At 44.3% G+C, this 13,712-nt stretch carries 14 protein-coding genes; 2 read left to right on the forward strand and 12 right to left on the reverse strand.

The genetic code is table 11. The annotated features are described in order from the left end of the window. Positions 1-20: 20 nt before the first annotated feature. The 3 genes from O59_RS13655 to O59_RS22320 form a co-directional block, all read right to left on the reverse strand. Positions 21-563, reverse strand: a complete 543-nt coding sequence (locus tag O59_RS13655) for a hypothetical protein (protein ID WP_007643725.1) — start codon at positions 561-563, stop codon at positions 21-23. Positions 564-1,227: 664 nt separating this feature from the next. Next, on the reverse strand, positions 1,228-1,590 hold the full coding sequence (locus tag O59_RS13660) for a hypothetical protein (RefSeq protein WP_007643726.1): 363 nt from the start codon (positions 1,588-1,590) through the stop codon (positions 1,228-1,230). Beyond that, entirely contained in the window at positions 1,574-1,639 is a 66-nt protein-coding gene (locus tag O59_RS22320) for a DUF6766 family protein (protein ID WP_369728749.1), read from the reverse strand. The genes O59_RS13660 and O59_RS22320 overlap by 17 nt, the downstream gene beginning before the upstream one ends. A 408-nt stretch (positions 1,640-2,047) precedes the next feature. Here O59_RS22320 and O59_RS13665 point away from each other — a divergent pair, with 408 nt between their 5' ends. Together O59_RS13665 and O59_RS13670 are read left to right on the forward strand one after the other, a co-directional pair. Then, a complete protein-coding gene (locus O59_RS13665; protein ID WP_198284809.1) occupies positions 2,048-2,485 on the forward strand; it encodes a BON domain-containing protein in 438 nt (145 codons plus the stop codon). A 17-nt stretch (positions 2,486-2,502) separates the two neighbouring features. Continuing rightward, positions 2,503-3,033, forward strand: a complete 531-nt coding sequence (locus O59_RS13670) for a hypothetical protein (protein ID WP_007643738.1) — start codon at positions 2,503-2,505, stop codon at positions 3,031-3,033. Positions 3,034-3,303: 270 nt separating this feature from the next. Here O59_RS13670 and O59_RS13675 read toward each other — a convergent pair whose 3' ends face one another. The 9 genes from O59_RS13675 to O59_RS13720 all read right to left on the reverse strand — a co-directional run bounded on the left by O59_RS13675 (position 3,304) and on the right by O59_RS13720 (position 13,622). Continuing rightward, positions 3,304-3,777 carry a hypothetical protein gene (locus O59_RS13675; protein ID WP_040392717.1) on the reverse strand — a complete coding sequence of 158 codons (474 nt, stop codon included), beginning with the start codon at positions 3,775-3,777 and terminating at the stop codon, positions 3,304-3,306. A gap of 274 nt (positions 3,778-4,051) precedes the next feature. Next, entirely contained in the window at positions 4,052-4,426 is a 375-nt protein-coding gene (locus tag O59_RS13680) for a PaaI family thioesterase (protein WP_040392719.1), read from the reverse strand. 185 nt (positions 4,427-4,611) lie between these two features. Next, a complete protein-coding gene (locus O59_RS21705; RefSeq protein WP_157152582.1) occupies positions 4,612-4,977 on the reverse strand; it encodes a hypothetical protein in 366 nt (121 codons plus the stop codon). A gap of 427 nt (positions 4,978-5,404) precedes the next feature. Next, on the reverse strand, positions 5,405-5,704 hold the full coding sequence (locus O59_RS13695) for a hypothetical protein (RefSeq protein WP_040392724.1): 300 nt from the start codon (positions 5,702-5,704) through the stop codon (positions 5,405-5,407). A 168-nt stretch (positions 5,705-5,872) separates the two neighbouring features. Next, positions 5,873-6,259: a hypothetical protein gene (locus O59_RS21085; RefSeq protein WP_007643744.1), complete on the reverse strand. Its 387-nt coding sequence runs from the start codon at positions 6,257-6,259 to the stop codon at positions 5,873-5,875. A gap of 103 nt (positions 6,260-6,362) precedes the next feature. Next, complete coding sequence (locus O59_RS13705; protein ID WP_007643746.1) at positions 6,363-6,941, reverse strand: lysozyme inhibitor LprI family protein; 579 nt, start codon at positions 6,939-6,941, stop codon at positions 6,363-6,365. 670 nt (positions 6,942-7,611) lie between these two features. Further along, the gene (locus tag O59_RS21845) at positions 7,612-9,258 is read right to left on the reverse strand and encodes a cellulose binding domain-containing protein (RefSeq protein ID WP_007643747.1); all 1,647 of its coding nucleotides are present in this window, start codon (positions 9,256-9,258) and stop codon (positions 7,612-7,614) included. 230 nt (positions 9,259-9,488) lie between these two features. Then, positions 9,489-11,417, reverse strand: a complete 1,929-nt coding sequence (locus O59_RS13715; protein WP_007643749.1) for a non-reducing end alpha-L-arabinofuranosidase family hydrolase — start codon at positions 11,415-11,417, stop codon at positions 9,489-9,491. 183 nt (positions 11,418-11,600) lie between these two features. Beyond that, entirely contained in the window at positions 11,601-13,622 is a 2,022-nt protein-coding gene (locus O59_RS13720; RefSeq protein ID WP_007643752.1) for a family 43 glycosylhydrolase, read from the reverse strand. Positions 13,623-13,712: the final 90 nt, after the last annotated feature.

A 13,712-nucleotide genomic window follows, 5' to 3' on the forward strand; every position in this document is an offset into this window, starting at 1 on the left:
TATGAGGCACTGGTACAGAGTTATAGTTTTGTCTGCCGCTTTGGAAACAAGCTATACCACAAAGGCCAGCACACCAACCAGATTGCTAAAACCCAAAAAATATAGCTAAACCACTCATCCAGTTGAACGGTTTTTTCTGGCTCATCAACATATAAAATCGCGGCAAGCAGTAAACAAGAAGCAATACCACCCGCTAAAACGCCCTTAAACCATTGGCGCCATTCATAAAGGGCATAGCTCCAAGCATACAGCTCAATCTTTTCCCTTTTATTTGTTGATGCAAACCGCCCTGCAGCTAATTCATCCAACCATTTAATGACGCCAGAACCATAAACAACAGTAAACCCGAGATACACAGCAGCAAGCCCATGTGCAAATTCAGCCACAGCCCCATTATACAGATCAATTGCAGTTGCCAAAAGCAGAATGAGATCAAGCAAAGGAACACAAAGTAAAACTGCTGTTCCGGTTTTTGGGAGTTTTAAAATGTAACGAAAAAATAGACCTAAAAACAGGAACACCCAAAACCCAACTTCACATCCGATAATTAACCACAAAAGCATTTTCAGTAATCCTTACTCTTTGAAACTATAAATGTCACGACCAAGGGTAGTTACTACTTTATTGATTAAAGGTATTGATTTTTTACCACAGTCACTTGTTAGCTTTTTACCTTAAATAGAAAACCACAATGCAAAACCAGTTATTGGCAATATAACAAACCCAAGTAAAGCTGGGATAGTGAGACCTGTGGGACCACGGAACATGCTAGCTGCAATATCAGTAGCAATTAGGCAACCTAGCCACAATAGTATGGGATGCCACCAGAGATGTTTATACCCAAGGAATATTAAAAATGCTATGCCGTTAATACGGACTAAAATCAAAAAACCTCGTAAAAAAAGACTAACCAAATATATAGACTCAAAGACATTTACTTTAGTGACGAAAGCTAACAGTTTATTAGACGACCACAGCCGTATATCTTCCCGTCGTATATCATTTCTTGTGCGAGATTGCAGCGACTTATAATTGCATAAATATCAGACAGTTAAAATTGGTTTAGGATTTTAAAAAATTGGTATTTCGGCGGTACCTTATCTCACGACCCTTCACAACATACCGGTAATTCCCTACCTGTTGGCGGCCGCTTCGCGAGGCAGTCATACAAATCAAAGCCAATTAAAGACTATTGCAGGATTAAGTGCTATCTGGAATTACACCTTATTACCGCCCTGCCCATTCATTACTAAAAATCAGCAAAAAAAGCCCGGCACATGGACGGGCAACTTCTGCTGTAGCGCACACAGTTACAGTGATTACTAATGAGCCGATTAGATGATCCCAATTCGCCGTATTGCCTTCATGCCCCAGATTAATGCGGATCAGCATTAACGACAGCCCAAGCAGAATGCAAAGTACAAAATTCCATGGCAGGTTAACGATAGCGATAAGTTCATCTAGCGAATAAGGTATTTGAATTAACATCGACGCATCAAGTTCTATGGAGCTGATTTCATCAATTTTGTTGGAGGAATTTGGAATGGAAGTGAGAATAGTTGGCGCGAATTTTTTATTTTCCCGTTTCATCGTGTGGCGCATCCACCGGTTTGGATTCGGGAGATCCTTTTTGCCGCAAGTAAATAGAAAAAACACAATGGCAGCCAGCGAAAGAAACTCACTGTGCCAGTTTTAAATGATTAAAACCAAAAACGATTTTCCGCAAAGACTTGCAGATAGGTAAGTTGCGCAACTCCTTCACTATTAACATCTTTCATCGTCCCAAATAGCCATTGCGACACCCGAAAAATCATCATTTAGTTGATCACAATGCCATTTCACGGCAGCTCTCAGCGCATTTTGTACATGCCATTACACAGACGAAACTAAACAATAATTCCAAATTAACGTTTAGTCCGTTCGCTTCCGCACCATAAATATAAATTGGCCTCAATGTGTGTTACCAAACATTCAAATAAAATTTCTACGCTTAGACTGCCCACAGCAGGTTGCAAATTGGCGGCCGCTCATTCACTACGGGAGATAAATGATGCGAACATCAATAAAACTATTGGGACTTGCTCTTGTGCTCAGCAGCGCAACAGCAATGGCGGCGAATAACGTTACTTATAATTCATCATCTATGTCGTCTGCGATGTCATCAGTGATGAAAGGTACAGCGACAAAAAATGCTGACAATACGGATTTGAACGCCCGTGATAAAAGTGGGGCCACCTTAACCCCACAAAATCAATCGAACGCTGAGCCAGATATTGAGGTTTTAGCGGCTGTGCGCAGTGCAATTGTAGAGGACGACGATCTCTCGACTGCGGCTCACAATGTAAAAATTATGGTGGAGGAAGGCGTAGTTACCTTGCGCGGCCCAGTAAAGAATGCAAATGAAAAAAACCGAGTAGAAGAACTCGCGCGCAACGTCGCGGGGGTTGTGAGTATTGATAACCGATTAGATATCGACACCAACTAAACCTTTGGAGATTTATTATGAAAAATGCAGTTTATTGTATTGCTCAAACTCGCGAACAAGCTGAAACCATCGTCGGTGGTTTAAAGAATGCTGGTTTTCTTAACACTGAAATTTCCGTACTTTTTGCCGACAAATCAGGCACGCGGGATTTCGCCCATGAACAAAATACCAAAATGCCTGAAGGTGCCGCTACCGGTGGCATTGCGGGAATGGGCGCAGGTGCTGCACTGGGTTGGCTAGCAGGTATCGGCAGCTTGGCAATTCCGGGTGTAGGCCCATTTATTGCTGCAGGCCCTATAATGGCGGCGCTCGGAGGCGCGGCTGTTGGTGGTGCTACTGGTGGGGTGATCGGTGGTTTAATCGGAATGGGCATACCTGAATATGAAGCCAAATTGTACGATGGCAAAATTCAAGGTGGTAATTCACTGATCTCTGTTCACACAGACAATTCTGACCAGGTAGACTCGGTGAAAGATATCTATAAACGTGCCGGTGCCGAAGACATTCATTCTACCTCTGAAGGAAGCGCACAGCGCAAAGCGTCTTGAACCTAGTGCGAAGTTATTTAAATGGATTTAAATATTAGTAAATCCAAATAAAAAAGCGCGACGTTAATCGCGCTTTTTTATTAACTATCTTTTCCAGAAAAATCTATACACGTCATTTTTCGTTTAATAGGGAAGATACAGGTGACCTAAGCGCGCTGGGTAACTCACCTAAGTTATGCACCATATTCTTAGTTACCGCGTGTAAATCAGGGTTGTGCGCTATGGAATCACTTTGTGGCGCAGATATTAATTTTTTACCACGGCGGCTTGTTATGGCTTTATTTTTTCTTCAACATACAACAACCATTTGTCTTTATTGTGGTAAATTATTTCAAAACTTTTAACGTGGTATGGCTTACCCATAAAAACAAGATACTTAAGACCTACAGAAAATCCAGGATGAATCTCACAGTCGGTCCAACCATATACCCTACCGCCATAGTTGGTCCAAAATTCTTCACTATTGTGATGATCAAAACTCGTTATTTCTTCCTCAAATAACGGATACCCTAGAATTTCGAAAAATTCTATAGGGCTCCCTTTATGCACCTTGATAGTTTCAAATTTATAATTTACTTCGTTACCGTTTTCGCTAATTGAAGCGCTTACTACCTTAGCCAAGACGATTTGACTAGTTCTTGAAATTAGTTCGTCGGGATGTACCGAGTGTATAGTCGGTTGCTCATCGCAAGAAAATGAAAAATGAGAAAATAATGCAAACAATAAAAATATTAGTCGGTTCATTCTATTTCCATAATGTTTAGCACAACGGCAGTTTGTAAGTTGTGGTTTTGGGGGTTACTTTTTCGCAGCAAAACCACAAAGCCGTAAGTCGAGTAAACCAAGGAAAATTACCCGTCAGCCCCTCACAGAACCGTACGTGACACTCTCGAGTCATATGGCTTTTGTTATTCCAATTATCAGTAATTGCTAAGAGATACGCGATAAAACTATTTACTCTTGGCACTCCTTGAAAACTGTTCAGCAGCACAGTGGCTTGTTAGGCGTGCGATAAAAATTAAGCTGACTGAACGTGGCTTGTTGTAACTTCCGCTATTAACTTACCAGATGTATCAGTAACCGTTGTTTTAACCACACTAACAGTACGACCTTTTTTGACATAATTTGATTTTGCCAAAAACGCTCCAGCCGTATTATTCCCTAGCAAATTGGCATTAATGTTTATTGCCAAAGGAAAGCCTTTCATACCTTTCTCAGGATTAACACCCTCAAGAACAAGTACAGATGCGTTTACATCAGCAAGCCACAAAGTAGCGCCCGCATTAACAGTACCAAAAGGATTCAATATACCTGGTTGTATTGGCATTTCAGATATAACTTCTTCTGATGACCTTTCAATAACCGTAAATTTAATATGACCTTGAACTTCCATGCTTATACCTTAAAAGTAAATTTATATATTATTGGCCTAACAGCATATTCAACGACATAGGCCATAGGCCGTATATCTAGAGAACAGATCTGAACATCCGCGCTGGGCACGAATTCGACTCTCATGATTTAGATTGTCGCAAACCGGCCATTAGCAGGCATCAAGAAACAGCTCAACTAATAGGTTCAATCTGCGCAGATAGAATAATGCATTTCTCCATTTTCAACCGCGCTATAACAGCCAAAACGATCATGCTCACTGCGCTCACATATGGCTGTGGCTGCTGTATTTTCAGGGCTAAAACACATACCCTCACAGTCGCTATCTGACCTACAAGGTTTTCCTCCGTCTTGGTAGTACACCACGCAGGAGGGAATTCCAAATATACCTACTCCTTCAATTTTTCCGCCAGATCTTTTACACGCATCAACGTCAATTTTTTTTAGTGCTTCTGCGCGCATTTTCTTCACATCCTTATCCGTTCTCCACTCATCGTATGCTGCACATCCTGAAAAAAGCATTAAATGTAATACTAAAAGTAATAGTTTCATTAGGTGGACTCAATCAACCAGTTACAAGTAAGGATGGGGGCAACTTTCGGCCATTAGCGGACCTTGGCGACGGGATACTCAGCAAGAGAAAAGACTGATTTTGATGCCGCACTTACCTAATTTTTACCACAGTCGTTTGTTATGTGAATTTGGTAAAACTACAGGCGATTGCTTTTGGCAAACGACTTTAAAGGTGCACGGTAGACCCAAATGAATATAGGCGCTATAAATAGAAAACAGAATAAAAATACTTTTAGGCCTATCCAATAGCTCCCAAGCTCAAGTCCCTTTACCACACCTAAAAAAATAGACCCAAAAAATGGGAGTGCTAGCACATACCCTAATACTTGAAAGAATTGTTTTTTATACATTCTTGATGCTCATTTCACATTTGGAACACTTTGTTATACTTTTTAAAATTTCGCTTTTACTTTTCTTCTTTATAGCCATATTTATCTGAAACTTCATACAACTGATTAATTGCATCCCGGTATTCATAGTATTCTTCCAGTGCTCTGGTTTGTTCATCCATAAATTCATCAAAAGTTTGCCCATGCTCAGAGGCTTGCTGCTGTAGAAATGTGTAAGCGAATGATGGTTTGTCGTCTTCTATATTCTTTTTATCAAAAGATAGGAGCTGAGCGTATATCTCAGCCATTCCCATTCTGAGTCCTTTACTTATGCCATCAATTTTTGCTTCTAAAACTGCATCATCATTTGAGTTCATTTAGTTTTCCATAAGTGTTTTTGGCACATAACATAACTCGGTTGCCTAACGCAGTGGTGAACGGCATAATTTTAGTTGCGGTTTTGTGGAATACTTTTGCGCAGCAAAACCACAAAACTGCGACTTAAAAACTGTCCAGCCACGAAGTGGCGATGCTTGAGCGATTTGTTAAATTTTTTCCAGAAAGCCAAACGAAGCCAAAATAACCCCACCAATAAAAGCGAACACGGAAATAACAATTAATGTGACCGCTGCATATCCCCACGGCGTGCCAGCTGGCTCGCCGGGCCTTTCAGATTTTAGTTGGTTAAGATGCTTAATTTGCGCTATGTAAGCAAAGACATTACCAAACGCCGCTAAAGCAATACCACCGCACATTAAGAACATGGAAGAGACAAACCAAGCCAAACCCTGCTGGTCTTTCTGGTTTCCCAGGAATGCGAGTAAAGCTATGACTCCACCGCCGTTTATTAGTATCGCGCTTTTCAATGCAGATGCACCTATAGCGATTACGGAGCGGAATTGTTCGAGCTGTGCTTCTTCTTTAAATTCCATTTGAGACCTTCTAGATGATTAGCCAATTTAACGTTTGGTTAAGGGGCGGGCTTTAGCCCGTCCCAGCGAGCGGAGCGAGCGATTTGAACCACTTGTTAGGGCATTAGTTGCCAAGCTTAATAAGCTCATCTAGCTCGGCTTGTAGCCGTGCGGTTCTTTCATTGGTTAGCGATTCTAGCTCTGAGAAATATATCAGGGGATAAATACTGCCATCTCGGTAACTGGCAGCGGCAGCCTCAGCTTGACTTACACTGTAGCGCTCCCACTCTGTTTGACTATTCATGAGTGATTGGCTTTCAAAGTCACCAACTCGACTATCTATTCCAGCAAGTGCTTCCTGCATTTTGAGTTTTGCCTTTTCAAGACTCTGTGCTGCTCGGGAGTTTAACTCTGTCTGAGTTAGGTCTTTCGACTGATTTTCACCTATTAGCGGTGCCGACTCTGATTGCAGAATCATGGCCTTGCTATGAATGGCTGCAGCTTTGCCGGTTAGCTTTGCTTCTAATTCCCGGAGCCCCTCAATATCTATACCTTGCTCATTCATTTGCTTGTGTATATCAAGCAATTTCTTATGTTTGTCGAGGGATTCTATTTGAGGCTTGTTCTCGATTCTTCGCTTAATCAGATAGCCAATGCCGCTAATGATTACGCCAAGTAGTATTAATCCAATTTTCTCGATCATAAGTATGGCTTCGATTTTTGGCCTTGCCCTAACAGTTTATTAAATTGCACCAACTATATAACCCACAGAACCTTATTCCAACTAATTTGGTGGGGTGCTGTATAACTCCAAAAGTAGATGAATCTTCATTCGATTTAGTTCGCGCCAAATCAAAGGGTTAACAGTCACTCCGAATTAATTATGGAGTTATACAGCACAAACAATCTCAATTAGTTACTGCGCTCATTTGGCTTAATTTCCGCTTTGGGCACGTTACTGTCCTTAAAAGCCGTTGCGGTTCGTAAACTCACCAGCAACCTACCTTGATTGTGCCATTGGTTAAAAATGGGTGCTGATCCGCTAACCCCAAAGGCCAAGTAAAGACTATTACACAACCCTGCGCCAACAATAATTACAGCTTATTACCGCCCTACTCATTTATGACTGAAAAAGTTCCAAAAAAAAGCCCAGCATATAGCTGGGCAAAGGTGGGGTTTACGACTAACAGCGGGTTTAAAATTGGCTGATAAATCTCCAAGCTTCTTGTGGAATCCAACTTTCAGGTTGGCCTGCGTCGTGTTGAGATGGCCAGTGGCCGCCGCATTTTTTCAAATCATTTTTGAAAAATTTTGATCTGAAATTCTAAAGCCCAGCCATACCGCAGCCACTAAACCGAGACGCCTCACGGCAATTAGAACCGATTAAAGAAGTTCCATGCTCCAGAGCTATAGAATGAAGGCTGGGAATGCCCACCGTTGAACGAACACCAGACAACAGGTTTACCTGCTGAACAGTTTTGGTACTCCACACAGGGAGATGGCTGCACCGGCACAGTCGTGTTAGAGCAACCGTTAGCTCTGACATAAGCATCGCGGGCTTGAGCACCAGAGCTTTGGCTTACCACAGTGTCGTTATTGCCGTGCGCAATCCAGGCCGCAGTCGCTGAACCGCTATCCACATGAGGCGTCAAGAAGGCACCTGATACAGGCGCGATAGCACGGAAGGTGGTTGGCAACTCGCGGCCCACTGCAAATGACATCATGCCACCGTAACTCCAACCGGTAGAGAAGATACGACTTTCGTCGATACACAGGGATGACTTCAGTTGGGTTAGCATCGACTGCAAGAAAGCTATGTCGCGGCCATTAGCATTTGTCCATCCGTCGGTGCCGGCGGCACGATCAGGCGCAACGAAAATCGCAGTGTTATTAGAGAGGCTTTTCATACCGTAGTAGCCTTGACCTACAACATCGTTCGCACTACCACCACGCCAGTGCCAACCGAAGACCAACTTGTAGGGATTGTTCTGGTTGTAGTTGCTCGGGATATCCAATACGTATTCGCGGTTCAATCCGTTAACGTTAATGGTACGACGGCCACTCGTTAATTTAGCCGGAGCGCCACAGCCAGCCGAACCGACACCAGTACCACCAGCTGATGACGAACTGCTGGAGACCGAAGAACTGCTTGAACGAGGCTCGCCAGTGACGCTACCGAAATTGATATAACCTTCGCAATGCAACCATTCGCTGGGCGCACCGCCACCGCAACGGTTATTCCCCCAAGCTCCAGTGTTTTCTGTCTGCGCTTCTGCTTGACGGGTTACACCGTTAACGTTGACGTAATCGATACGTACATCGGCATTGCCGCCATCATCATTGGCAAAGGCCACAACCACGTCGCCAACCAGAGCCGTTTCTACCGTGTAATTGTTCATGACGGTGCTCAAGGTCCAGGACTGTACCTCAGTACCACCTACGCTGAGAGTGATGGATTCGGTCGCTGTTGTGCCAAGTGCACGCACGGTAATAGCGTTACGAGCACCTGTCGGAACAGATGAAGCAGTGCGTGATGATGAACCCAATGCAACGGATGAGCTGGAGCGCGAAGAACTCACCACCGCTGTGCTGCTTGCCGCAGAACTTGCCGGTGCGGCTGAACAAAGAGTGCCATTAATTTGCGGGCGCTCGGCGGTAGCGCCATTTTTTACCCCTTGAAAACCGAATGACACAGTCTGCCCTGCGGCAATGTTACCATTCCAGGAGACGTTGGATGCGGTGTAAGGATTGCTGCCTGTGAGATTTGCATTCCAACTATTGGTCACACTGTTATTGGCGTACTGCCAATTCACACTCCAATTATTGACTGAAGCCGCTGTGTCATTTTTTATTTGGATACTGGCGACGAAACCATCGCTCCATTCGTTATCGATTTGATAGGTACAAGCAGCTGATGCAGTCTGTGCCGCTGCAGCCATTGCAGTTGCCATACCGAGAAATACAAGTGGTCGTTTTAAATGTTGCAGCCGCTGATGTGCGCTGGATTTACATGCGTTCATGGTTTTATTCCTTCATAAAAGGTACTAGAAAATCGCGAGTGCCGAACAATAATTCGCGATACCGAAGTAGGGTTAGCTGACGATAGTAAATTTTTATTTTTTATTCTGATCGTTATTGTTGTTCGTTGATGAATACTAAAAAACACAGTCATTGTCGGTATTTGTGGGAACCGAACCCCCGCTTTGGGGTTTACCAAAGCGGGGAAAAACTTACCGGGTAGCCGCAAACATTATTTCTTTAAGCGTAACAAACCGAGTTTGTATGGAATGGTGTTGTAATTGCTGTCTGGGCTAGGACCTGCTTCGCCTTGATAAAGGAATTCTAAATTACAAGGATCAACAGTCAGACGCTCGTCGTAACCTGAACGAATCAACTCGCCATGGCTAATACCGTTAGCCCATTTTCCAGTCGGCCATTCCACATTGTTGTTGCCCGCAAATGGATTTGCATCGGTATCCGCCAGTGGTGTCCAGGGGCCATCCAAACTGGTAGATGTCCAGGAACGGAACATGCGTGGGCCGCTCGGCCAAGCTTCCACTAATAATAAATATTTGTTTTGTCCATCCAACTTGTACACGTTGGGTGCTTCAAATAAATATTGGTTGCCATTGCCGCGATGATCCTCCATCACAATTGAATAACCGGAGAAGTTGGGGAAATTGGCGATAGTGGTTTTGGACATGTACAACACACCGTCGTCACGCGAGAAATACAAATAGCAGTGTGTCGCGTTACAAATCACCCAGAAGTCCAATGATCCCGCTGGCTCACCTTGCAACAATTTCCGCTTGGCGGTCCAATTAGGCCTACTAATATCGTCGGTAGTTGAATAAGCACCAGCCCACTGGGTAATCAAATACCATTTATTGTGCGGACGGAAATAAAATACTTGCGGTGCAACAGCATTACCTACCGTAGTTCCATTCATTGAAATATGCGGAGCCTGTTGCGCCGTGTTCCAATCGGTAAAGCTGGTGTACATGGATTTATAAGAGGTGTCGTAGTAAGTCGCGTACACATGGTAAGTGCCGTTGTATTTCACTACCGACGGATCTTTAATGGATTTCCAATTGGCGTTTTTCGGGCTAATTAATGGCCCGGTAGAAGTCCAGCGAAGCGGCGCTTTTAATTCACAGGTTTGTGCCGAGCTACTACTTGAACTACTGCTCGAACTGCTGGGTATTTGTGTCACCTGCCCGGCCACTGAAAAATCATCGGCGTAATAACTGATGCTGGTGTCCGTTGCTTCAATAATAAAATGTTGGAAAGCGGTCGCACCTAACTGGGTGTAATAACCTTGCAGCAAACGCCACTCACTGGATGACGCAGTAATGGTTGCAACATGGGTGTACTCATTGTAGGTAGACGTGTCCGAGTCATCCAAACGTTTTGCAGTAAGAGTGATTACTGAATCCGGTGTACCGGGTGCGAGTTTTACCCACACGGCAGCGTCATACTGGTTGCCGCTGGTGAGTGAACCCACAGCAAAGGTCAAGCCATGCCATGCGGCGGTGCGGCCAGAAATTAATGCACTGGCCGAACCGCTGCGTTTATCTGCCGTAGAACGAGTGACAGTGGCGGCAGTAGTTCCCCAATTGGTCAAGCCAGATTCCACACCACCGTTTTGTGCAAAATTATTGGCGGGAGCTGACGAAACGGCAGCGCTGCTGGAAGGTGAACTGCTCGCAGGTATTGAACTGGGTGCAACACTTGCGCGCGATGATGAACTGGCTGCCGCACCACCACACAAGCTGCCATTGATGGTTGGGCGCTCGGCGCTGCCACCATTTTTATTCACCTGAAACCCGAAGGAAACCGATTGCCCAGCGGCAATATTTCCATTCCAACTCATATTGGTGGCAGTGTAAGGATTACTGCCAGAAAAATTGGCGTTCCAACTATTCGTTATGCGATTGCTACCGTACTGCCAATTCACACCCCAATTGTTCACCGCTGCATTAGTATCATTTTTTACGGTGATGCTGGCGGTATATCCCGTTGACCATTCATTGTCCACTGTGTATGTACAGGCAGCGGAGGCCAGATTAGTCATCGCGAGCAGGCTTGCGCCCAAACCAATTACACCGCAACTTTTGCGCAATAATTGCGACAAGGTTGGCGGCAATAAATGGACGGAGTTATTTTGCTTATTCATCATTAGTCTCCATTGATTAATAAAGTTCTTTTGAGCATTCTTTGTTAAAAAGTGCTTTGTTAATAAGTGCTTTGGTAAAAGCACCGTGTTAAACAGCATTTCTGATTGTGATCAGATATTTTTTTATTGACCGAGCCGATATTTTTATAATTTGATTGGATAAGTTTATAAATTGATTAAATGGCTTTATGGATTAATTCGATAATAATCAAAATCCACATAACCCCCGGTAGCTTGGGTGGCATAATTAAATAACGCAAAGCGATAGCCCATAAAATGCTTGAGGTCGTAAGTCATGCGTAGGGTGTTGCCGATTACCGTCCAGTTATTGCCATCCAGGCTGTAATAAAATTTCGCCTGATCTGTTTGATTGCGAAAATCCATGTCGATACGGAAATAAACACGATCTTGATACAAACCAATACGCGTAATTTCCTGTGGTGTACCTGACGTGGTATCCACCATCACAATGGATTTATTGCCGTTGGATTTATTCACACCCACAAAACCATAGCGCGCTTGCAGTGCACCCAAGCCTGCGTAATCGCCATCTTTCATCGCTGCCGTTTCCAGCGCGATACGCGCCGAACTCTGTGGGCCGAAAGTGCGCTGTGTAAGCGTGTTGCGTGTAAACTCAAACGTGGAATCCAGACGCTTATTGGTGATGCGCAAAAAACCCGGGCGCGCGAGCAGTGACCAAGCAGAATTATCCGGGTTGTGATTCCATTGCCATTGCAGTGGCAATGTTGCTGAACCCTGCGAGCCCTGATTGAACTCATCGCTGGTTACAATGCCGTTTAGGGCTTTATTTTCGACAGTGAAGCCCAACTTTTGCGGCACTTTTCCACTCACACCCATTACCGGCCAACCGTCTTGCCAGCTCACGGGCACCAAATAAGGAATACGCCCTACTGCGCCGCTATCGCGAAATAAATAGGCGTACCAATTACCAGTAGGAGTGTCGATTAATCCACCCTGCGCCACACCTTGATCCTGTAAGACGACACGCCCTTCATAAGGCCCGGTTAAATTTGTGGCGCGGAAAATTAATTGTGTGCGTGATTTTCCCGAGGGCCAGGTGATTAATGAAATGTAATAGCGGCCATTGATTTTTTGCAGATGTGTACCTTCAGGTCGCACAATAAAATTGGTACCTGCCACCGCAGAGGATTTAGCAATAATGGTTTGATTTAAACCGCCCGCTTTAATCGCCGAAGCATCCGCCGTGAGTTCAATAATTTTTATATCATCAATACCGTAAGCCAAAAATGTGCGACTATTTTCAAAAAATAACGAGGCGTCGTGATACACACCATTCAAGGCGGAAACCGACCAAGGGCCGCGTTCAATATTATTGGTTTTGTAGATATAGGTTTTATTGGTGGTATAAGAAAAGGTGCTCACATAATAAATGCCGTTCACGTAGCGGATACTGCTTGCCCACGAACCCTTGCTGTAGGCGTTTTGGCCATTTTCCAAATTGAGCGCGCTGGTGTTATCCAATGTGGTGTAGGCGTAATTTACCAATGACCAATTCACCAGATCAGTGGATTTCATAATCGGTACACCAGGGCTCATGTGCATGGTGGTACTGCTCATGTAATAGGTATTACCGACACGAATTACCGATGGATCGGGAACATCGGCCCAAATATTCGGATTGCTCGCTTCAATCAAACTAATGGCGGAAGACGAACTGCTAGTGACCACCGACGAGGGTGTGGATGATGCAACAGAAGTGACAACTGAAGAATTTACTGATGAGCGCAGTGACGATATTGCAGAGGAAGCAGCGGATGACACTGGTACAGAATTGCCACAGAGCGCTCCGCTAACCTGCGGAATTTCTGCGGCCGCCGAACCCTTGGTGCCTTGAAAACCAAACTCTACGGTTTGATTCGGTTGAATACTGCTGTTCCAACTTAACTGTGTTGCTGAATAAGGGTTACTGCCCGAGACATTGGCATTCCAACTGTTACTAATGCGGTTATCACCAGCGTATTGCCAATTCACTGCCCAGCCATTGATAGCAGCTGTCGTATTATTGGTAATTTTTATCGCCGCTGTAAAACCGTTGTTCCATTGATTGGTAACTTGGTATTGGCAGCTTGCGTTTGCATTCCACGCAAAAAATAATGCACATAAACTGCTAGAAATTTTTGCAAATTGCGCCGCATGGCGAACACTTGCCTTGATAGTAGTAAACATGGGAATTCACCCTGATTATTGTTAAATGGGCGTGGTTTAACCAAGGGTGTGATCCACAAAATCCATTTTATGGATCACAGCAAAGCTGGT

The sequence above is a fragment of the Cellvibrio sp. BR genome (assembly GCF_000263355.1).
Classification (GTDB): Bacteria; Pseudomonadota; Gammaproteobacteria; order Pseudomonadales; family Cellvibrionaceae; genus Cellvibrio.